This is a genomic window from Psychromonas aquimarina ATCC BAA-1526 (genome assembly GCF_000428725.1).
Taxonomy (GTDB): Bacteria; Pseudomonadota; Gammaproteobacteria; order Enterobacterales; family Psychromonadaceae; genus Psychromonas; species Psychromonas aquimarina.
The window spans coordinates 145,474-166,771 of record NZ_AUAM01000010.1 but is presented as its reverse complement, the minus strand read 5'-3'; the positions used below and the strand labels follow the sequence as shown (position 1 = coordinate 166,771).

The following is a 21,298-nucleotide window of genomic DNA, read 5'->3' as shown; positions in this document are numbered from 1 at the left end:
CCCCCGGTATCTGCAGGCTTGCCTGGCCAATGCAGAGCTGCAGTGAACTTGCTTGAGCGGGTGGTTTGGTAGTATTCACTTTAATAAATGATGGTTCGGCATTACCTTGTGTGAGTATCTTTCTCCGGCTGTAGAATGATTTTGGGCTTAATTGATTATTATTGCAGAATTCCACCACGGATAACCCGCTTGCCTGCTGCTGTTCAATAAGTGCGGTCCACTTCTGACGTGTTTTTTCCTGCATGTGTATCTCCAATAATGAGTTTGGAGATACTGTAATGAACTACGCGAGGCAGGTGAATGTGCTGTTTGCCGGACGATTACTATAACGGTGCACAGGCAACACAATTAACGGCAAATACGCCTTACCTGTTAGATAGAGATTCGGCAGGTTTAGGGCATAGTGTACTTAATCAGCTTAACGGGCAAGCGCGTAAATTAACTGAACTCTCATTTTCATTAGGTGCGGATAATGTCATGGCGCTGTCTGCGGTTAGTGCAAAACTTAAAAATGAAAGCAGCAATATAATAGGTACAACAGCTTCTTTATATACAGATAAAATGGGTAACTTCTCTAAAGCGATTAAAGCCTACCAAGATGCGCTGATGGAATATCGAGACGTTTCGCGCTCGCAAGGCTACCATAGATCAATGAGCACCAGTTCAAGTGCAGTTCGACAAGCTAAACAAAAAGCCATTGCTGCTTTTAATCGGATGCAGGAACGCTTTGCGGTTGAATTAGAAGCCGTAAACAGCGGCTCAAAAGCAAAGCGCGGCACAGTACTCAGCAGTGCTGAAAGAGGCACCAGCATTGCCAGAAGCAGCCGCAGCGTTGCTAAGCTGGATATTAGTAATCAGGCAAAAGCACATGATTTAGTCAAATTCAGCCGGTATGCCAAAGGACTGGGTAATGGTCTCGCACTTATTGATTTTGGGAGTCGTATTGGTAAAGTCCATAACAGTTATCTAGCGGGTGAAAACTGGCACCGAAAATTATTTATTGAATCAAGTAGTTTTGCTGCAAGCGCACTTACAGCATCCACCATTATGTCCTACGGACTTGCATTTTTCACTGTTGCTACACCGCTCGGCTGGGTTTGCCTTATTGCCGTTGCCGCTGGCGGGGCAATGCTAATGAACGATTACTTGCAGGAAAATAGTGGCAGAAAGTACGATAGTTTAATGGATAATTTGAGGTAGGTGGTATGAATGAAATAGAGGATACTTTATTGACAATTGGACTGATCGGGTTATTTTTCACCATGATTTTATATGTCTTATTTGGACAGGTTACAGTACGTAAACTGCGTAAAAACAAAGAGACTAAAGATAGTTTGGGGATCGAGTTTGCCAGTGGTTGGGATATCTTAAATGTGGCACTTGCATTGTCACGCCCTAAGTGGTTAGAGAAACGCATTATGGCGTCTCCAACCGCACATTTTGCAGCTGATGCTAAAGTGCTTTACCAATACACCAATCGTTTTGATCGTATCTTAGGAAGGTTGTTTTCTTTTTTCTCCCTTACTACCACGTTAATGCTGCTTGCTCTTGCACTCGCTGATGCTGTAGGTTTGTTTGATTAAGCGTGATTGAGTGCCAGTTTTTTAGTTTTAAAGGACTGATAAGATTGAGGTTATCTTGTTCCCATGCTCTGTGTGGCAATGCATAGATTTTGTGTCTGGTGGTTCATTCGTATGAATTCCCACGCGGAGCATGGGAACTAGTTATCCTTAAATTTGGTCTTGCTTTCTTCACGGTAGCCACACCTATCGGCTGGGTTTGCCTTATTGCCGTTGCGGCTGGTGGGGCAATGCTTATGAATGATAAGATACAAGACAAAAGTGGACAGTTCTATGATCGCTTAATGAATAATTTAGTGCCTGCATTATGATAATTGATGATATTTTTCTATTCGGCATCGCTATATTTGGTGCATTTTTTTCAATGATATTCTATGTGTTATTTGGACAAGTTACTGTACGTAAACTGCGTAAAAATAAAGAGACTAAAGACAGCCTGGGAGGGGAATTTGCCAGTGGTTTGGATGTTTTAAATGTAGCAGGCGCTTTAACTCGTCCTAAGTGGCTAGATAAGCGTATCATGGCCTCCCCAACCGCACATTTTGCGGCTGATGCTAAGGTTCTTTATAAACATACAAATCTTTTTGATCGTATCTCAGCGAGAATATTCTGCATTGTTTTCTACAGTACGGGAACTTTTTCGCTAGCCTTGGCACTCGCTAACTTCTTCGGACTGTTTGATTAAATATAAGCAATTATTTCAATGCATTATGAATGAAACTGGGATTATTTTACTGACAATTGCACTGTTCGGATTATTCTTTACCATGATTTTATATGTCTTATTTGGACAGGTGACGGTACGTAAACTGCGTAAAAACAAAGAGACTAAAGATAGTTTGGGAATCGAGTTTGCCAGTGGTTGGGATATTTTAAATGTGGCACTTGCATTGTCACGCCCTAAGTGGTTAGAGAAATGCATTATGGCGTCTCCAACCGCATATTTTGCAGCTGATGCTAAAGTGCTCTACCAATATACCAATCGTTTTGATCGTATCTTAGGAAGGTTGTTTTCTTTTTTCTCCCTTACGACCACGTTAATGCTGCTTGCTCTTGCACTCGCTGATGCTGTAGGTCTGTTTGATTAAGCGTGATTGAGTGCCAGTTTTTTAATTTTAAAGTACTGATAATATTGAGGTTATCTTGTTCCCATGCTCTGTGTGGCAATGCATAGATTTTGTGTCTGGTGGTTCATTCGTATGAATTCCCACGCGGAGCATGGGAACTAGTTAACGAAAAATGAGCGTCATTTTACCGCTGAGCAAGTCACCGGGATAGTATCTGTAATAGAAGCTGGGCGTTTATCCCGCGGTTTGAAAACCAACTTAGCCCATAACCAGCATGTAAAAAATATAATTCAAAGCAAGCGGCTGACATTGTTCACGATGGAAAGGAGAACTCTGAGCCTGTTTGCCCTAAATGTGGATCTGCAATGACATTAAGAGAAGCTAAAAAAGGCAAGAACGCTGGTAATCAATTCTGGGGCTGCACTAACTTCCCTCAATGTAGAAAAGTTATTGGCGTAAATTAAAAGCCAAGGGTTTACCTCGTTCTCATGTCTGCACTGTAACGCATAGTTTTGTGCTTGGCGGTTCGTTTATATGAATTCCCACGCGGAGCATGGGAACTAGTGAAACTATTTGAAAAAGAATGTTAGCAAATAACGGCTGAGGGATTAAGCCGCTATTTGATAACACTCTTTCCCTGAGTGCTTTGCTTTACGATTGAATGATCCTTTTCCTTTTTTTGCTTTCACGACTCTCATGCAGAAAACCTTACTTGTTACTAGTGCACCAAGTGCAGAGTGGTTGATCGTACCTCGTGCAAGGTCTGTCTGTTTTTGTTCCTGGCTGAGCTTTGGAGCTTTTGCCGTTTTTTTCTGTTTAGCCATTTGTTGTATTCTCCTTTGTAGGTACAGGCAGTCTAGCATTTTAATGCGGAGTTTAAAAACTAACTTAGCCTTAAATGCGCCTCGGAAATAGTATTAAGGAAAGCCAGAAAGAGGAAAAACGCAGTAAAAAGCCAGGGTCTTGTATTTTACTTAATATAAGCATCATACAAGACCTGCGCCTATAGCTGCTCTTTTAAGATATTAGGTTCAATTGTTGAAAAAGAGGTTTCTACTTGCTGTTAACTATTTTTTTAAACCCATCGTTTGTCGGGTGTAATTCATCTCCCCATTCATTTACTTCTAATACATTGAAGCTGTTAACGACGTAAAAGTTGTTAAAGTCATCTTCTAACTTCAGCTGCATGTTCTGAAGTGTCGTTAATAAATGGTCGGTAATGTCTTGATGTAGTGCGACTGGGATCTTTCGCTCATCAAGTGAAGGTTTCATCCAAGTCCCGGATTCTTTAATGCCCATAATGCGATCTCTTGATACGGGCAAAGGTTAGTATGGGTTTAATACTTGAGGCGTTAGCGATTAAGTGCCGCGTTAAAATTGCTTAGCGTGACAACGTCACCGGTAGTCATGCTGTCGATATGGATGTCGCCAATCCGAACTCTTACCAGTCTTAATGTGGCAAAGCCCACGGCAGCTGTCATTTTTCTTATCTGACGATTTTTTCCTTCACAGAGAGTGATAGATATCCAGCTAGTCGGCCCATGTCTAGGATCGCGGATTTTACGGCCGCGAGTGGGGAGCTGAGGCTCACCGTCCAGCTTGAACGCTTTACAAGGCTGTGTTAGATATTTGCTGCCGTTAATACCAATCTCTACACCATTTTGAAGCAGTGACATTGCGGCCGCAGTGATCGCTCCATCAACTTGTACGTAGTACTCTTTCTCTATACCTTTGCTTCTGACTTTGTAACTCATCATTCCATCGGTAGTGAGTAACAATAACCCTTCGGAGTCGTGATCTAATCGCCCGATTGCCATAGTTTTATCGGGGAAGTTAAATAGTTCGCCAAGTAGATGTTTCTTCTTTCGCGGCTCAGGTAAAAACTGACTTAAAAAACCATATGGCTTAAATATTTTGAAGTGCTGGTAACTTTGCTTTGGCTCTGCCAGCTCTGTTAAACAGGTTTGGTTAGTGGTTGGCATTAAACATGGCCTTAATCGTAAAATCTGAGTGGTAGCGCATTATACGGTTAGTCTGGGTTAGATGCACTGAGTATGCTGACTGGCTAAATTCAGTGTTTTTTTGAGCTGCTGTGGAGTGGTGAATAATTAGTTTCAGCCTGTCCTTCATTTACTAAAAGTTAGACATTAGCGCTTTTAACCACGCAGCGTTTGCCTTGAAATGTTAAGTTGGTCAAAAAATGTCTATAAAAATCAAGGTGCTGTTGTTCTTTATCATTATACCCCTGCATTCATAGGGTATTATTAAAAAACAATATGTTAAGAATAAGTGTAAATATTGTTAATTCCCTGCTGTGTGACGGTTTCGTTCAGCAATACTAAAAACAGCGATCTGTTTTCGCTGTGACCAAGTTTAGTCCACCATTTTATACCAATTCGCCTATTAACAAGGGACTGGGGCTCAGGTAAGTAAAGCGGTGCTGTCAAACGTCATTGGGCGTTTGACAGCAAGTTAATACACAGATAAGAGAACGCGAATATGTTTAAAGAATATGATTTTGATACAGCGCTTAAAGTAATAGAAAAAAACACTCATTTAAGAGGGGGCTTGGTTGAGACACTGCGAAATTTAGCCGATACCTTTGGTTATATTAATGAAGAGTTATATCCAGTATTAGCAGATACTTTCAGCCAGTCTGAAGCAGGGGTGCTGGGGGTTGTTAGTTTTTATCATGATTTCAAAACTAAGCCAAGAGCAAAAAATGTGATAAAAGTTTGTATGGCTGAAGGGTGCTATGCGAGAAAATCTAAGAATATGATTAAAGTTTTGTGTGACACATTAGAAACAGATATTGGTGAAAAGAGAGAAGATGGAGAGTTTGAAATAGAAGAGGTTTTTTGTTTAGGCAACTGTGCAGTTGGTCCGAATATTGTTGTGAACGATAAACTTTATGCTGAGGTAACTAGCGATAACGTAAAAAACATCATCAATAAAAATTGTAAAGGAAAATAGATAATGATTAAGATTTATGTTCCGTTAGATACCACATCTGTCTCTTTAGGTGCTGATGAAGTTGCTGAAGAAATTACACTGCTCGCAAAACAAAACAATCAAGATATTCAAATTGTCCGCAACGGCTCCTGGGGACTTTTCTGGTTAGAAACACTCGTTGAAGTAGAAGTTAATGGTAAGCGTATCGCCTATGGCCCAGTCAAAGAAAAAGATGTCGCAGGGTTGTTTGATGCTGACTTTTTAAACGGCGGTGAGCATCCATTAAGAGTGGGGGATATTACTAAAGTACCTTACCTTGCTAAGCAGACAAGACTCTGTTTTAAGCGTGTTGGTTTAGTTGACCCAATGGATATTGATGATTACATCAAACATGGTGGTTTTACTGCTCTTAAAAAGGCGCTTGTTGCAGCACCAGAAAGCCTGATTAAAGAGATGGAACACTCAGGTTTAAGAGGTCGAGGCGGCGCGGCATTCCCATCTTACCTAAAACTGCAGGCAACCAAAGATGCGGTTGATGATGAAAAATTTGTTGTTTGTAACTTTGATGAGGGTGACTCAGGCACATTTTCAGATCGAATGATGGGTGAGGGTGACCCGTTTATGATTTTAGAAGGCATGTTTTTAACTGCGTTAGCAGTAGGTGCAAACGAGGGGTATATCTATCTTCGTTCTGAATATCCAATCGCACGAAAAGTGTTAAATAACGCCATTAATGTTGCCCGCAAAACAGGCTGGCTTGGTAAAAATATCCAAAACAGTGGTAAAAATTTTGATATCCATCTGCGTGTTGGTGCCGGCTCCTATGTTTGCGGTGAAGAGACTGCGCTGTTAAATAGTTTAGAGGGTAAACGCGGCACGGTTCGTGTGAAACCGCCATTCCCTGTTCACAAAGGTCTATTTGGAAAACCAACGGCACTGTTCAATGTTATCTCGCTAGTCAGTATGGTGCCGATTATTGAAGACGGCGGCAAAGCGTATGGCAAACTTGGATATGGTCGCTCTCGCGGTACTTGTCCATTCCAGCTCAGCGGCAACATTAAATACGGCGGTTTAGTTGAATTACCATTTGGTATCACGGTGCGGGATATTATCGATGATTTTGGCGGCGGTTTAGAGTTTTCTTTTGATGGTGCAAGAGATGTTAAATTAGTACAGATAGGCGGGCCGCTTGGTTACCATATGTCTAAAAACGATTTAGATAACCCTCTGGATTACGAGCACTTTAAAACACTCGGCGGCCATATCGGTCATGGCGGGATCATCGTGATGGGTCATGATGCAAGTGCTAAAGAGTTAGCGCATTTTGCCTTTGATTTCTGTGCGTTAGAGTCATGCGGCACCTGTACCCCTTGTCGTATTGGTTCAAGGCGTGGTGCTGAGATGATGGAGCAAATTATCTCAGGTGAGTCTGTAAATGAAAATATTATTCTCATAAAAGAGCTCTGCGATACCATGACGCAAACGTCATTATGTGCATTAGGCGGGATCACCGCAGTGCCGGTTTTAAGCTTGATTAAAAACTTTCCCAATGAGTTTGAAGATCGTTACAACAAATATGTGAGAAGATAATTATGCAGCTAACCAACGCAAAAAATATCATCAATGTTAAATGTGATTACGGCACGCCGGCGGTTGACTCTAAAAAAGAGGTTACCTTAACTATCGATGGTCAAACTGTTACCGCCTTTGAAGGTGAGTCTGTGATGCGCGCCGCTTTAAAAGCAGGCATTAATATACCAAGACTTTGTGCAACTGATAGTCTCAAACCGATTGGCGGCTGCAGGCTATGTATTGTTGAAATTGAAGGTGCAAGAACCACTCCTTCTTGTACTGCACTTGTTGCAGAGGGACTGGTTGTTACAACGGAGAGTAAAGAGCTGTTTAAGCTGAGAAAGAACTTACTGGATCTGTATATCTCTGAGCATCCCTTAGAGTGTTTAGTTTGCTCAGCAAATGGTGACTGTGATTTACAGACACTGTGTGCCCAGCATGGTGTGAGGGGCTCGCGCTTTTTAGTGGAAGAGCGTAAACCCCATAAACCAGTTATTGATAAATCAGCACCTTATTTTGACTATGAAAGCAGCAAATGTATCAGCTGTTATAAATGTGTAAGGGTGTGTATCGAAACACAAGGTACCTTTGCATTAACCGTTAAGCATAGAGGACTTCATTCTGAAGTTTGTCCGGGCCTGTTTGATTTTAAAAACTCTATCTGTGTTTCATGTGGTAAGTGTGTTGAGGTTTGTCCTACCGCTTCATTAAATGAAAAAAGCATGGTTAACATGGGCTTGCCTTCAAACAAAGTTGCAACGACCTGTGCCTATTGTGGTACTGGCTGTGGTTTAGTGGTTGAAACTAAAATGGACGAGGTGGTTCGAATTACACCTAACGGCAATACACCTGCAAACAAGAATCATCTCTGTGTTAAAGGCCGCTTTGCTTATGATTACGTTTCCCATAAAGAGAGAATTACAGAACCGTTAATCCGTGAGAGCATCAATGATCCGTGGAAAAAAGTGAGCTTTGATGAAGCATTTGAATTTATTGCCAAAGGTTTTAATAAAATTAAAGGTGAGTATGGCAATGAAGCACTTGGCTCATTAGCGTCTTCCCGTTGTACCATCGAAGAGGTGTATGCCCTTCAAAAGCTCAATAGAACTGCGTTTGCTAATAATAATGTTGATAACTGTGCAAGACGGTGTCACTCACCTACGGGTTACGGTTTAGAGCAGACACTGGGTACAAGTTCAGGTACACAAGATTTTGATAGTATTGAACATGTTGATGTGTTTTTAATTGTTGGTGCAAATCCAACCAATGCTCATCCTGTTGTTGGTGCGCGTTTGAAAAAACGTATGCGTGTTAATAGTGTCAAAACAGTTGTGATTGATCCAATGGAGACAGAACTGGTTAACTCTCCACTCATTAAAGCTGATGTTCATTTACAAATAAAGCCGGGTACAAATGTAGCTGTATTAAACTCTATTGCGCATGTTTTGGTGACCCAAAACCTTGTTAATAAAAAGTATATTAAGGAGCACTTGGATAAAACACATGTACAAAAATATATGGAGTTTATTAAACAGGAGCAACACAGCCCAGAGTATGTTGCAGAAATTGCAGGGGTTTCAAGCTACGAAATTGTTAAAGCTGCCAATATTTATGCTTCTAGCGATAGAAGCTCCATCTTTTATGGTTTAGGTGTCACCGAACACGCGCAGGGTTCTGATGGTGTAATGACGCTTGCTAATCTTGCTATGTTAACTGGAAACCTAGGGCGTAACGGCACTGGGGTAAATCCTTTACGTGGTCAAAATAACGTACAAGGTGCTTGTGATGTAGGGGCTTACCCTCACTCCACTATTGGTTATGAAGATGTGACAAGTCAAAAAGTTGCAGACAAATACAGCAAAGCATGGGGTGTTAAGCAGAGCACGAAAGCGGGGCAGAAAATGCCCGAGATGATTGATAGTGCACTGCAAGATAAGTTTAAAGGCTTCTTCATTCAAGGTGAAGAGATCATGCAGTCTGAGCCAGACTTACCGCGTATTGCTAAAGCGTTATCTAAAATGGATTTCGTTGTTCAATTAGATCTGTTTTTAAATGAAACATCTGCTTTTGCGCATGTATTTTTACCTGGCTGCTCTTTCCTAGAGAAGGATGGGATATTTATTAATGCAGAAAGACGACTTAACCGCGTAAGAAAAGCATTAAAACCTAAAGTTGAGCTGCAGGAGTGGGAAATTATCTCTAAAGTTGCAGCTGCGATGGGCTACGATATGCACTACAACTCTTCAGAAGAGATTTTGGATGAGATGAAAGGTCTATGGGATGGTATTAGTGAGGTTAGCTACGATAAAATAGACCAGCTTGGCGGCGTGCAATGGCCTTGTAATAAAGCCAACCCGAACGGCTCTCCTATTCTGCATCAAGATAAAATTATCAGAAAAGGCGGTGGTGCACTGCAGATATGTGATTATCAGGAAACAAGTTCGGCTGCTGATGTCGACTTTCCTTTTACATTAATTACAGGCCGTGTTTTGGTACATTACAATGTAGGGACGCAGACACGGAGAACGAAAAACAGTGAATGGCATGATAAAGATGAGTTGTTAATTCATCCAGGTGATGCTGAGCCGCTATCTTTGAAAAGCGGCGATCTGGTGAGCTTAACAAGTCGAACTAATGAGATCACCATTCCGGTTCGCCTTTCTAAGAAAGTGAAAACGGGGACTCTGTTTACCTCTTTCCATCACCCTGATACGGCCATCAATGCCATACAGGGCTGGGATAAAGATAAAGCGACTAAATGCCCTGAGTTTAAGGTTACTGCGGTTAAAATTGCAGCGACTGACGCTTTGTCAGAGTGGCAGGTTTCTCGAAACGAACAGATAGAAAAGCAGAAAAATTTTTTTGAAGCTGCTCTTGAGGAATCGCTTGAGTAATTGAATAACGCAGACTGTTTTTATTTAAAGAATATCTTCGATAAAAACAGTCTGCTTTCAATCTACTAATGAGTTATCAAAACGCGGAAAATAAAACGGATAATTTGTCCTGACACACTTTATTAAAAAGAGTAATGAATGCACTACAAAAAAGAGAGTGATAATCCTCTCGCAGTAAAGGTGATGCCTAAACAGCATTATCAATGTCAGTCAGCAGAACTGCAGAAAGAGCAATGGAATAAGAAACTTAAAGAAGACATTATCGTTGTAGAGGAGCCGCTGCAGATCAGTTTGTCTTATTATGACTTAGCAAGTGAACAGTACCAGACAAATACACTTTCAATTACGATGCGTACCCCTGGTCATGATCGTGAATTGATTCATGGTTTTTTATTATGTGAAGGTATCATAAACGAAAAAAATGATATTACAGGTTGTGAATTTAATACACAGCAGCATCAAGGCAACGCGGTATGTGTCGTCTTAGCAAAGCATGTACAGCCGAATTGGCGAGCTATTGAGCGCCAGTTTACCAGTCATTCAAGTTGTGGTATTTGTGGTAAAACGTCGTTAAACGCACTGCAGCTCAAAGCCCCGGTATCGACTGAAAATAAAACAACAATTAATAGGCAAAATATTTTCCAGCTACCTGAGCTGTTACGACAGCATCAAACTATTTTCTCCCAAACGGGCGGCTCACATGCTGCTGGTTTATATTCTGCTGATCAGTTTCTCGCAGCCGCTGAAGATATCGGACGCCATAATGCCGTTGATAAAGTCATTGGTATGAACTGTTTAACGGAAACTAGCAATGAAGAAATGATACTGGTGCTGAGCGGGCGTATTAGTTTTGAATTAGTACAAAAAGCGATCATGGCCAATATTCATATAATAGTTGCAGTTGGCGCTCCTTCTGCCCTTGCTGTCAAGGCGGCTAAAAAATTCAATGTCACCTTAATCGGCTTTACCAAAACCGACAGTTTCAATGTTTATCATGGCGACTGGCGGGTATTAGCAGCTTAATAACGGCACCAGCATTTGTACGATAACCTGCCGATGACACTAGGATCTGTTGAGCTTTGCAGTTTAAATTTTGTTCGCCTCACGCATTTTGAGCGAGGCGGGTGAAACAAATAATAGGCTGAGAAAAGTATTTTTTTACCCATTCAAGACCAGCAAACGCACGATATTGATTCATCTCTAAATGAGTATTCATGGTGCCTCCAAAAGTTTAAAGAGGGGGCATGTCTGAATGGCACTGCATTAAGGGATGCCCCAGTGTTTTCGGGGCTTTGGATGACTGAATACATTTTACATACTTAGTAAATCCCCTAAAAACATGAGCTTAATGGATTAGGTTGAATTATCGCTGCATGTGAAATTACTCTGAAAAACCTATTATCCATAGATTTTAGGCTTAACAGTAGTGAGATAAAATATTCCGTTCAAAGTAACAAAATGTTAGCCGCACTTACTATCCCCACAATTCAAACACGTCAAACACCCGTCTTTCATAATTGCGGCTTTGCGGCTGCATTTATTGCATAGTTGGGCTGAAGGTGGAAAACTACCACTTTGCTCTGCACTATCTGCCCTTGCTAGCTCTTGTTTTTTAGCATCAACCAAGGCTTGCTGATGCTCATCTAAGCCATCGATTTTTAATAAGCCAATTTGAATCAAGTGGCGTTCAATCACATCTCCAATACTGGCGATCAATGACGGTACGTATTTGCCTTGATCCCAAAAACCACCTTTTGGATCAAATACAGAGCGAAGCTCTTCAACAATAAAAGCCACATCGCCGCCTTTACGGAATACCGCAGACATAATGCGGGTCAGTGCTACAATCCATTGGTAGTGATCGAGGCTTTTTGAGTTGATAAATATCTCAAATGGACGACGTAATTCATGCTCTGTACCTGGGTTTAATACGATGTCGTTGATCGTGATAAACAGGGAGTGCTCAGAAATATGCTCTGGTGTTTTCAGCTTGTAGGTTGAACCCAGTAGTTGTTCCGGGCGCTCTACCAATTCATGCATATGCACGATATTTGAATCAAGTGCCTTTTGCTGCTCTTGCTGTGCCTGTTCTTCTTCGTTTTGTACCCGGTAACCAACAATGTTACCTGAAATTTTTGTAACCATAATTTTGTCCTTTTACTTTAACCTTTATGCTGTCTTAGCCAACTCAACGGTTGAATATTGAGGGTTCAGAATTTACCTTAGAACTTACCGTAATAACCTTCTTTAAGCGCATCATACAGGTTTGCAGCTGTATGCGTTTCGCCGTCATATTCAACTTCTTCATTACCTTTCACTTCGATTTTAGAGCCGTCTTCTAAGGTAAATTCGTAAGTGGTATTTTCTAGATCTTGCTCTTTCACCAATACACCTTGGAAGGCTTCTGGATTAAAGCGGAATGTGGTGCAGCCTTTCAGACCTTTGTCATAGGCGTACATATAGATTTCTTTAAATTCATCATAGGGGAAGTCCGTTGGGACATTCGCTGTCTTGGAGATCGAGGAGTCAATCCAACGTTGTGCCGCAGACTGGACATCAACATGCTGCGCAGGGGTGATATCGTCGGCTGTGATAAAGTAGTCAGGCAGCTGCTGAGCAGGATCATCGGAACAGGGGATCGCATCCTGATTGATTAATGCCCGATAAGCGAGGAGCTCATAGCTATAGACTTCGACATTTTCTTTGGTCTTTTTACCTTCACGAATGACGTTACGGCTATAGTGGTGGGCAAAGCTAGGCTCGATACCATTGCTGGCATTATTGCCCAGTGATAAAGAGATGGTTCCTGTCGGGGCGATGGAGCTATGATGGGTAAAGCGTGCCCCATGCTCAATAAGCAGGGTTACCAGCTCTGGCTCTACTTCGGCCAGCCGCTGCATATAACGGCTATAACGGCTGTGTAGAACCTTACCTTTGAGCTTATCGCCTACTTTAAATCCATCTTTGGCCAACTGAGGTTGACGGCGCAGCATTTCAGCTGTGACTTGAAAGTCCTCTTCCATGATGGGGGCAGGGCCTTTCTCCCGGGCCAAATTCAGTCCTTCACGCCAGCCCTCAACAGCCATGACCTGAGAAACCTCTTCGGTAAAGGCGACTGAAGCAGTACTACCATATTTAATACCCAGCATGGTCAGGGTTGAGCCTAAGCCTAAGAAACCCATGCCGTGACGGCGTTTATGGGCAATCTCATAACGCTGCTGCTCTAGGGGTAACTGGTTGATCTCTATTACATTGTCGAGCATGCGTGTAAAGACAGCGATCAAGCGTTTATAACCCTCCCAGTCAAAACTAGCCTTGTCGGTAAAGGGGTTCTTAATAAAACACGTTAAGTTGACCGAACCTAGCAGGCAGGCTCCATAGGGCGGCAGTGGCTGTTCTCCGCAAGGGTTGGTTGCGCGGATATTTTCGCAAAACCAGTTATTGTTCATCTGGTTGACTTTATCGATCAGAATAAAACCCGGCTCGGCATAGTCATAAGTTGATGCCATGATGACCTCCCACAGTCGGCGGGCTGGCAGCGTCTTGTAGATCCTGCAGGCTACTTCATCGCGATCATTACAAACAAAGCCGTCTTTAATGGGCCAGTCACACCATTTAATGATCGATCTATCATCGATGCTCAGATTGTCCTCGATAATCTCTTTTTCAAGGATGGGGAACAATAACTGCCAGTCGCCGTCTTGTTTAACTGCTTCGATGAAATCTTCTGTGATCAGCAATGATAGATTGAATTGGCGCAAGCGGCCGTCTTCGCGTTTGGCCTGAATAAATTCAATGATATCGGGGTGACGGACATCCATGGTTCCCATCTGCGCCCCGCGGCGGCCGCCGGCTGACGAAACGGTAAAGCACATTTTGTCGTAGATATCCATAAATGACAACGGTCCGGAAGTGTAAGCTCCTGCGCCGGAAACAAAGGCTCCCCGCGGACGAAGGGTAGAAAAATCGTAGCCGATACCACAACCGGCTTTGAGTGTTAACCCTGCTTCATGCACCTTGCTTAAAATATCATCCATGGAGTCTGATATGGTGCCTGAAACGGTACAATTAATGGTGGATGTGGCAGGCTTATGCTCAAAGGCTCCTGCATTGGATATGATACGTCCTGCTGGAATGGCTCCGTGACGTAATGCCCAAAGAAACTCCTTTTGCCATTTTTTCGAATCTGACTCTGATTCAGCGAGGGCTTTGGCGACTCTTTGATAAGTATCATCAATGGTTTTATCGACGGCTTTACCATCTTTAGTCTTCAAGCAGTATTTGCTTTCCCAGATATCCAGGGATGTGGATTGCAGTGGAATTGCACAAACCGGATTCGGTTGTGAGGCTGTGGCATTGGCGGTTTTTTCCATGGGTTACACCCTTATCATGTTGATTTGTCCGGGAAGAAGTATGGCACTCTAACTTAAAATGTTAAATAGATTCAAGCACTATATATAGCGTGATAATTTGTTGTGCAATACTATATATAGTATTTTTCAGGGGTTTTTCCACAGCTTTACCCATTATTTTTCTTGGTCTATGTACCTGTCAGATGCTAATACGCCCCCGAAATCATGGCCCCATACTCAATCTTTCTTCTGGACAATTATTGAAAATTTGTGTTTAGATTGAGGTTTAGCGTGGCATTGTTTTTTGCGAAAATTGGGATGTAGTTCAATTATTATTCATGGTCAGTATTGGCTAGGCCGACGATTTCTGTGCCATGAATGAGGTGATACACGAATCGCACTAAACGAATGACCGTAATCTCTGTGCCGCAACAAAATAAGTGCTATTTTTAACAGTTAGCCTAAGAGAAATTATTATGACATCTCCCTATACAAACATCGTGATCCTAACTGGTGCTGGCATTTCAGCTGAGTCAGGTATTCAAACATTTCGAGCCGTAGACGGGCTTTGGGAAAATTGTCGTGTAGAAGATGTGGCTACTCCTGAAGGTTTCGCTGCGGATCCTGATTTTGTGCAAGATTTTTATAATCAAAGGCGCAGCAAACTACAGGAAATAACCATCCAGCCCAATGCTGCACATTTGGCGCTTGGCGAGTTAGAAGCCAGATTTTCCGGCAGCCTGACTATCATCACGCAAAACATTGATGACCTGCATGAAAGGGGCGGTAATACCAATGTCATTCATATGCACGGAGAGTTACTAAAAGCTCGCTGCAGTGCTTCGGAAGAGGTTGTGGAACATAAAGGTGACATTGTCACGGGGGATTTGTGTAGTTGCTGTAAAACACCCGCGCAATTACGCCCGCACATTGTTTGGTTTGGCGAAACCCCTCTTAAAATGGATGTCATTGAATTAGCTATTGAAAAAGCTGATTTGTTTGTTGCTATCGGTACTTCTGGCAACGTGTATCCTGCTGCTGGTTTTGTACAGGCTGCTAAGATGTATGGAGCGCACACGTTAGAAATTAATTTAGAGCCTAGCGCGGCGGAAAATCAATTTGAAGAAAAACGTTATGGGAAAGCAAGTGTCGAAGTTCCTGCTTTGGTCGTAGAGTTATTAGCGAGTGAATAAGCAGCGTTTGTAAATCCTTTAAATAGTGTTTTTGGGGTACTAATATTTGCTGGGAGCAAGCCGCACTAGCCGGTTGTTTTGGTGATTGTTCTTTGGCCGTAAAGCTTTAGATTTGCAAGTCCGAGTAAGAGCAAAACTAGTTGGTCTTCTATCTCGCAAAGGGGCACATTGCGAGATAGGAAATGTTGCCGTTGTGATACATTTTTACGATAAGTACACAGCGGAAAAATTCTGCATAATATCTATTCCCTTTAACTTGTGATTTACCCGTGACTCTGGATAATATATTGCTCAATTAGTATGAAAAGGAATTAACAAATGAGCAACGACAAGCAAGCGATCAAAAGTGCTGACTTAATTGTATTAGCAAATGCACAGTTACCAGAGCATGAAGATTTTATCGTAGGTGTTAAGGTACAAAGTGTTGCAGAACAACATGGTGTTATTACTTTTAAAGGCGAATCATTTTTAGATGAAAATGGCCTGCCTACAGCAAAGAGTATGATCGCTTTCAACTTATATAAATGGCTTTGTCACCATTTTTCAAATAAATACACGTTAATTGATTGAAAATAGCGGTCACAAATATTCCCTAATTTAGGAGAAATGGGTTCTATTCAAGAATATTACAAATACTTCAATTAAGTTTTATTGTTAGTAGAAGCCAATAGTACCGTTTTTTCAGCACGTGAATCTTGCGCAGGACTGTTGTGGCTAAGTAAATTTGGCCGCTTATTTATAGTTTCTAACTCGCTTGTGGCGTTAGCGACTTACCTTTCTATCTCGTAAAAGGGCACAAACCGACTTACAAAATATTTTTTATTTTTTCAAAACGAGTGGCCAGAATTACTTAGCCATTACAGGTGGCGCTCCTATTGATATTGTTCGCCAATATATTGAGCAACAAAAGACACCTCATTAGGATTGCTTCGCAATCCATACCTTATATCCCCGACCTAAAGGACGGAGTTTTACGGCAATTTTTGATAAAATGACGTATTTTTAAGTATTCATAATCTATACTTCAATGGTTCATTATTCCCCACTTCGCTCACAAAAAGGCTTGTTCTTATCAGAAACAAATCAGAAATCTTAGCAAAGCTAGCGCAAAGAATGGGTGCAGATCATGCTAAACAACGAGTTGCTGTAGAAGAGGCACATGTCGCACAAATCCTGGGGCAGGGGCGTAACTTTTTCCATATAGAAAACTGGTACTCCTCGCATTCTGTGATTAAAAATACCCTGCGTCTATGCTTTATGCTCCGTAAAGGGCAGCGTAACGCGAGAAATATTCAAATTCGCTATAATCCAGTCGTGCTTTCTCACCTGCATCGGGATCTTGACGGTTTCACCGTTCTCCATATTAGCGACCTGCATCTAGATATGGATGAGCAGGCGGTATTCGCATTGATAGAACAGATCAGAAAGGTAAACTATGATCTCTGCGTAATGACTGGGGATTATCGTGCGTCTACCCATGGGGATATTGAGCCTTCTCTCGCGGTCATGGCGCGGCTGGCAATACACATAAAAAAAGAGACCTATGCAGTATTAGGAAACCATGACAGCATCTTAATGGTACCTGCTTTGGAAGAAATGGGAATTCAACTGCTTCTTAATGAAAATATACACATTAAACAAGGGCAAGGTGAGTTGTTACTTGCTGGTATTGATGATGCGCATTACTTTTGTGCTGATGATATACCTCGCGCCTCAAACGGGATCACGGCAGGCACCCCAAGTATTCTTTTGTCTCACACCCCTGCTATATATAAACAAGCCGCGGCGGCAGGCTTTAATTTATTATTATCAGGGCATACCCATGGCGGGCAGATATGCCTGCCCGGCGGCATTCCAGTTATACTTGATTCAGACTGCCCTCGTTTGGTGAGCAGAGGAAAATGGTTTTATAACAAAATGCAGGGGTACACATCGGTGGGAGCGGGTACATCCGTGGTCAATGTGCGTATCAATTGCCTGCCGGAAATAACACTGCATAAACTTAGCGTGCAGGCTGATGTTTAATTGCGATAACCGCATATTGAAAGCGCATGGTTAGTTAATGAGGGGGGGGACGAATACCTAATACCATTCCACCAAACTAATTGGTCTGTTTTTTTATTTGGAAGTGCGCTATTAACCGCGCTATACAAGAGGCGAGGCTAAAGCCTCACTTCCTAAAACAGAACATAATATTAAGCGGATTGGTATTACCTTGCTTCCATACTCTTGCAGCACGCATAGGTGGATGTAAAGCATAGGGACTAGTGAAGCAGGGAAGTGTAATTACTTCCCTGCCGCCAGAATAGCCTGTTTATAGTGGAATGAGATACGGATAAGGTGCCAGGAAACCCGTTTCAGCCAGCGTATGCCTTCCAGGTAATTGGTACCGACAATAATGTCCAGCTCACCCCTGGCAATCTGCTCGACAACCATTGTCCGGTAAGGTTTGAGCTGTTTATGTAACTGCTCTCTGGTTATATCGGCATGTTCCAGCATGGCCTTAAGGTTATTTGCCTCCATCGCCTGCATCATAGATTTGATACCCAGTATCATAATGTCTTTTTCATTAACGAACTGCTGCGTATCCCTAAGGGTTACCGCTCTGTCCTCTTCCTCTTCGCAGCGTTCATGGAGCCGCTGCATATGATCGAGCATGTGGATCATTGCAATCAGCCGTTCCCATTGTGCGCCGGACTCGCTTTTCAGCGAGATCAGATCAATATATGCATGCGTTTTATCCAGTGCCAGCTGCAGCTGTAAAATATCTGTTTTATGGCTGTCTTGATCGCCGAGAATCGCATTGATATGGGTTAACAAAGCGGTTGTCTCTGTGTGTACGCTGTTCTGCACGGCGGTGAGCGCCCTGTTGGGCTCTTTCAGTAATACCTTGTCCAGTGGTTTATTAAACAGGTCGCTTTGCTCTGGAATAAGTCTGATCATCATTGAGGCGAACTGGTTGGTAAACGGCAGAATAATGAGCAGCGCCAGAATATTAAAAGAGCTGTGAAAGGCGACCAGTGAAATTTCCGCATTATTCTGCAGTGCAGTTGGAAAAAAGGTGTTGAGCAGCATAGTAAAGGGGGTGATGAAGATCAGGGCGAAAGCGGCTGCGATAATATTATAAAAAACGTGAGAAAATCCGGTTCTGCGCGCTTCCCGTGACTGCCCTATGGTTGCCATTACTGCAGTAACTGTGGTGCCGACATCCATGCCTATCACCAGAGCCGCCGCCTGTTGAAAATTTATTGAACCAGCATAAAGAGCGGCCAGCGCCATGGCGACACCGGCACTGGAGGACTGCGTGAACAGGGTGAAAATAATGCCGATGGCAACCAGTTTAAGCCTGCCGCTAAAAGTGTCTAACGGCAGCTGCTCGGGGGTAATTAAATCGCCGAAACCGCTCATGCCCTGCTGCATCATGGCGATACCGACAAACATAAGTGAAAATCCGGCTAGTGCATAGCCGGAGGTTGCTAAGTTGTTTTTTGCTAATAAGCGCAGCAGCGCCCCGATCAGTAAAAGCACTGTCATCAGCGCTTCAAGATTGAGTTTAAACCCGAGCAGTACCACTATCCAGCCGGTCAGTGTGGTGCCGACATTAGCGCCGAAGATGATGCCCAGCGATTCAGAAAAACCGATCAGCCCGGCGCCGACAAAACCAACGGCGGCCACGGTTGTTGCACTGGAGGAGCGTAAAACGGCCGTGGCGACGGCGCCGGTAACAGCCCCGCTCAGCGGTGAATGGGTAAAACGCACAATGGCTGTGCGTACTGCGTCACCCGCTAAAGCGCGCAGTGCATCCATCATAATGATCAGGCCGAGCAGAAAAAGCCCCAGCCCGCCTAAGGCCTGCATAATGGAATCAAGGTTTTCAAACAAAAGGCTTACATTCATGAGTCGAATCCCGTGATAGTCACGTTAAAGAATGCGCATGTCTGCAGTTGTGTTCGTATAACTCCTTAAATTATAGATAGAAAAATTTGCTTTAGGGGGGAGTTAATTAGATTGATGTCCCAAAATGAAAATGGTTTTGCTGCCAGCAAGTAATGCATAGTTTTGTGTTTGCTGGCTCGTTTGTATGAATTCCCACGCGGAGCATGGGAACTAGAGGGGGGCGTGAGAACTGCCTCGTTACCATGCTCTGCGTGGTAATGCATAGGTTTGTGCTTAATGATTCGCTCGTATGAGTTCCCACGCGGAGCATGGGAACTAGAGAGGCGTGAGAGCCACCTCGTTACCATGCTCTGCGTGGTAATGCATAGGTTTGTGCTTAATGGTTCGCTCGTATGAATTCCCACGCGGAGCATGGGAACTAGAGGGGCGTGAGAGCTGCCTCGTTACCATGCTCTGCATGGTAATGCATAGATATTATGCTTAGCAGTTCGCTCCCATGGACTGCATGCGGAGCATGGGAACTAGAGGGGGGCGTGAGAACTGCCTCGTTACCATGCTCTGCGTGGTAATGCATAGGTTTGTGTTTAATGGTTCGCTCGTATGAGTTCCCACGCGGAGCATGGGAACTAGTAGGGAAGCGTATTGGAACTCGTGGGGGAGGTGCGTGGAAGCTAGAAATACACAAAAGTTTAAAACAGAAATGGTTTTGTTTGTCTGTTTTGTGTATTTTGTTGTTGATATATAAGAGATTATACTTTTGTGGTGATAGGAATATTATGTCTATGAAAATTCTAGTGATAGGTGCAGGGGCGATTGGAGCTTATTACGGTGCGCGTCTGGCGCAGGCCGGGGCTGATGTGTCAGTTGTAGTTCGTTCGGATTATGACGGTCTTATCGAGAAGGGCGAGTATACAATTCAAAGTCACCAGGGGGATTTTTCATTTAAGCCGAGTCAGATTCTTAAGACCCCGGGAGATTTTCAGGGAACAGCGGATTATGTGATAGTCGCCACTAAGGTTCTGCCTGGTATTGACAGCAGAGAACTGCTTAAAGATGTTGTTTCCGACAGCACAACGATTGTGCTGCTGCAGAACGGTGTGGAGATTGAAGCGCCGATTCAGCAGGCATTTCCCAATACTGAAATTATCAGCGGATTGTGTTTTATCTGTGTCAACCGTGTTGAGCCTGGTGTAATCGATCATCAGGATTACGGGCACCTGGTTATCGGCGCTTATCCGCAGGGAAAAACTGAACGTGTACAGCTTCTCGGTGATTTGTTTAACCGTGCCGGGGTACAGTGTGAGGTGTCAGACCATGTGCAGCAGGCTCGATGGGTGAAACTGGTGTGGAATGCGCCGTACAATCCCATCTCTGTGCTTGCCGGCGGTGTAGATACTCAGGTGATTATGGCTAATGAGAATGCCGCCAAACTGGTTCGTGACATTATGGAAGAGGTCTATGCCGTCGCAAAGGCCGTCGGTGCTGAGTTTGATTATGGCGTTCTGCAGCAGAATATCGATAGAACACTGAAAATGTGTCCATACAAACCGTCAATGCTTCTTGATTACGAAGCCGGTCGTGAGATGGAAGTTGAGTCTATCCTGGGAAATGCAGTAAAAGCGGCGCGCCGGGTCAAAGCGGCCACCCCGCATATGGATTCAACCTATGCGCTGCTGCAGCTGGTGAACAAGGTTGAACGGTAGGTCTACGCAGCGGATTTTAACTTTATACGCGGCTGCTGTTGTGAGTATGAATTCCCACGCGGAGCATGGGAACTAGCGGAGTAGGGGG

Annotated in this window: 20 protein-coding genes; 13 read left to right on the top strand and 7 right to left on the bottom strand. The window is 43.2% G+C overall.

Going from position 1 to position 21,298, the window contains the following annotated elements; genetic code table 11:
• Positions 1-244, bottom strand: a 244-nt coding sequence (tnpA, locus tag G337_RS25540; protein ID WP_051302934.1) for an IS66 family insertion sequence element accessory protein TnpA, incomplete at its 3' end; no start/stop codon positions are given.
• 56 nt (positions 245-300) lie between these two features.
• Between tnpA and G337_RS25535 the strand changes: the two genes are divergently transcribed.
• The 5 genes from G337_RS25535 to G337_RS29005 all read left to right on the top strand — a co-directional run bounded on the left by G337_RS25535 (position 301) and on the right by G337_RS29005 (position 3,111).
• The gene (locus tag G337_RS25535; RefSeq protein WP_051302933.1) at positions 301-1,200 is read left to right on the top strand and encodes a hypothetical protein; all 900 of its coding nucleotides are present in this window, start codon (positions 301-303) and stop codon (positions 1,198-1,200) included.
• Between the two features lie 5 nt (positions 1,201-1,205).
• Positions 1,206-1,583: a hypothetical protein gene (locus G337_RS0103610; protein WP_037027024.1), complete on the top strand. Its 378-nt coding sequence runs from the start codon at positions 1,206-1,208 to the stop codon at positions 1,581-1,583.
• Positions 1,584-1,887: 304 nt separating this feature from the next.
• Entirely contained in the window at positions 1,888-2,265 is a 378-nt protein-coding gene (locus G337_RS0103600; RefSeq protein WP_028862658.1) for a hypothetical protein, read from the top strand.
• 25 nt (positions 2,266-2,290) lie between these two features.
• Positions 2,291-2,668 (top strand): hypothetical protein, encoded by a 378-nt coding sequence (locus tag G337_RS0103595; RefSeq protein ID WP_028862657.1) that lies wholly within the window; start codon positions 2,291-2,293, stop codon positions 2,666-2,668.
• Between the two features lie 344 nt (positions 2,669-3,012).
• The gene (locus G337_RS29005) at positions 3,013-3,111 is read left to right on the top strand and encodes a hypothetical protein (protein ID WP_211235775.1); all 99 of its coding nucleotides are present in this window, start codon (positions 3,013-3,015) and stop codon (positions 3,109-3,111) included.
• A gap of 144 nt (positions 3,112-3,255) precedes the next feature.
• Here the strand turns inward: G337_RS29005 and G337_RS0103590 are convergent, their stop codons facing one another.
• The 3 genes from G337_RS0103590 to G337_RS0103580 form a co-directional block, all read right to left on the bottom strand.
• Positions 3,256-3,471, bottom strand: coding sequence for an alternative ribosome-rescue factor A (locus tag G337_RS0103590; RefSeq protein ID WP_019617187.1), 216 nt, complete (start codon positions 3,469-3,471; stop codon positions 3,256-3,258).
• 229 nt (positions 3,472-3,700) lie between these two features.
• Positions 3,701-3,946 carry a hypothetical protein gene (locus tag G337_RS0103585; RefSeq protein ID WP_028862656.1) on the bottom strand — a complete coding sequence of 82 codons (246 nt, stop codon included), beginning with the start codon at positions 3,944-3,946 and terminating at the stop codon, positions 3,701-3,703.
• Positions 3,947-3,999: 53 nt separating this feature from the next.
• The gene (locus G337_RS0103580) at positions 4,000-4,629 is read right to left on the bottom strand and encodes a pseudouridine synthase (RefSeq protein WP_028862655.1); all 630 of its coding nucleotides are present in this window, start codon (positions 4,627-4,629) and stop codon (positions 4,000-4,002) included.
• Positions 4,630-5,146: 517 nt separating this feature from the next.
• Between G337_RS0103580 and G337_RS25530 the strand changes: the two genes are divergently transcribed.
• The 4 genes from G337_RS25530 to fdhD all read left to right on the top strand — a co-directional run bounded on the left by G337_RS25530 (position 5,147) and on the right by fdhD (position 11,088).
• A complete protein-coding gene (locus G337_RS25530) occupies positions 5,147-5,620 on the top strand; it encodes an NADH-quinone oxidoreductase subunit NuoE family protein (protein WP_051302932.1) in 474 nt (157 codons plus the stop codon).
• Between the two features lie 3 nt (positions 5,621-5,623).
• Positions 5,624-7,189 carry a formate dehydrogenase beta subunit gene (locus tag G337_RS0103570; RefSeq protein WP_028862654.1) on the top strand — a complete coding sequence of 522 codons (1,566 nt, stop codon included), beginning with the start codon at positions 5,624-5,626 and terminating at the stop codon, positions 7,187-7,189.
• Positions 7,190-7,191: 2 nt separating this feature from the next.
• Positions 7,192-10,065, top strand: a complete 2,874-nt coding sequence (fdhF, locus tag G337_RS0103565; RefSeq protein ID WP_037027020.1) for a formate dehydrogenase subunit alpha — start codon at positions 7,192-7,194, stop codon at positions 10,063-10,065.
• Positions 10,066-10,203: 138 nt separating this feature from the next.
• Positions 10,204-11,088, top strand: coding sequence for a formate dehydrogenase accessory sulfurtransferase FdhD (fdhD, locus tag G337_RS25525; protein ID WP_051302931.1), 885 nt, complete (start codon positions 10,204-10,206; stop codon positions 11,086-11,088).
• Between the two features lie 438 nt (positions 11,089-11,526).
• On the opposite strand, the gene G337_RS0103550 is transcribed toward fdhD, so the two are convergent.
• Together G337_RS0103550 and G337_RS0103545 are read right to left on the bottom strand one after the other, a co-directional pair.
• Positions 11,527-12,210, bottom strand: coding sequence for a TSCPD domain-containing protein (locus tag G337_RS0103550; protein ID WP_028862652.1), 684 nt, complete (start codon positions 12,208-12,210; stop codon positions 11,527-11,529).
• Between the two features lie 77 nt (positions 12,211-12,287).
• Positions 12,288-14,438 carry an adenosylcobalamin-dependent ribonucleoside-diphosphate reductase gene (locus G337_RS0103545; RefSeq protein ID WP_028862651.1) on the bottom strand — a complete coding sequence of 717 codons (2,151 nt, stop codon included), beginning with the start codon at positions 14,436-14,438 and terminating at the stop codon, positions 12,288-12,290.
• 455 nt (positions 14,439-14,893) lie between these two features.
• Between G337_RS0103545 and cobB the strand changes: the two genes are divergently transcribed.
• The 3 genes from cobB (at position 14,894) to G337_RS0103530 (ending at position 17,635) form a co-directional block, all read left to right on the top strand.
• A complete protein-coding gene (gene cobB, locus G337_RS0103540; protein ID WP_028862650.1) occupies positions 14,894-15,610 on the top strand; it encodes a Sir2 family NAD+-dependent deacetylase in 717 nt (238 codons plus the stop codon).
• Between the two features lie 318 nt (positions 15,611-15,928).
• Complete coding sequence (locus G337_RS0103535) at positions 15,929-16,180, top strand: DUF2498 family protein (protein ID WP_028862649.1); 252 nt, start codon at positions 15,929-15,931, stop codon at positions 16,178-16,180.
• Between the two features lie 543 nt (positions 16,181-16,723).
• Positions 16,724-17,635 (top strand): metallophosphoesterase, encoded by a 912-nt coding sequence (locus G337_RS0103530; protein ID WP_051302930.1) that lies wholly within the window; start codon positions 16,724-16,726, stop codon positions 17,633-17,635.
• A gap of 261 nt (positions 17,636-17,896) precedes the next feature.
• Here the strand turns inward: G337_RS0103530 and G337_RS0103525 are convergent, their stop codons facing one another.
• Positions 17,897-19,507 carry a Na/Pi cotransporter family protein gene (locus G337_RS0103525; RefSeq protein ID WP_028862647.1) on the bottom strand — a complete coding sequence of 537 codons (1,611 nt, stop codon included), beginning with the start codon at positions 19,505-19,507 and terminating at the stop codon, positions 17,897-17,899.
• A gap of 776 nt (positions 19,508-20,283) precedes the next feature.
• On the opposite strand from G337_RS0103525, the gene G337_RS0103520 reads away from it, so the two are divergent.
• Positions 20,284-21,210, top strand: a complete 927-nt coding sequence (locus tag G337_RS0103520; RefSeq protein WP_028862646.1) for a 2-dehydropantoate 2-reductase — start codon at positions 20,284-20,286, stop codon at positions 21,208-21,210.
• Positions 21,211-21,298: the final 88 nt, after the last annotated feature.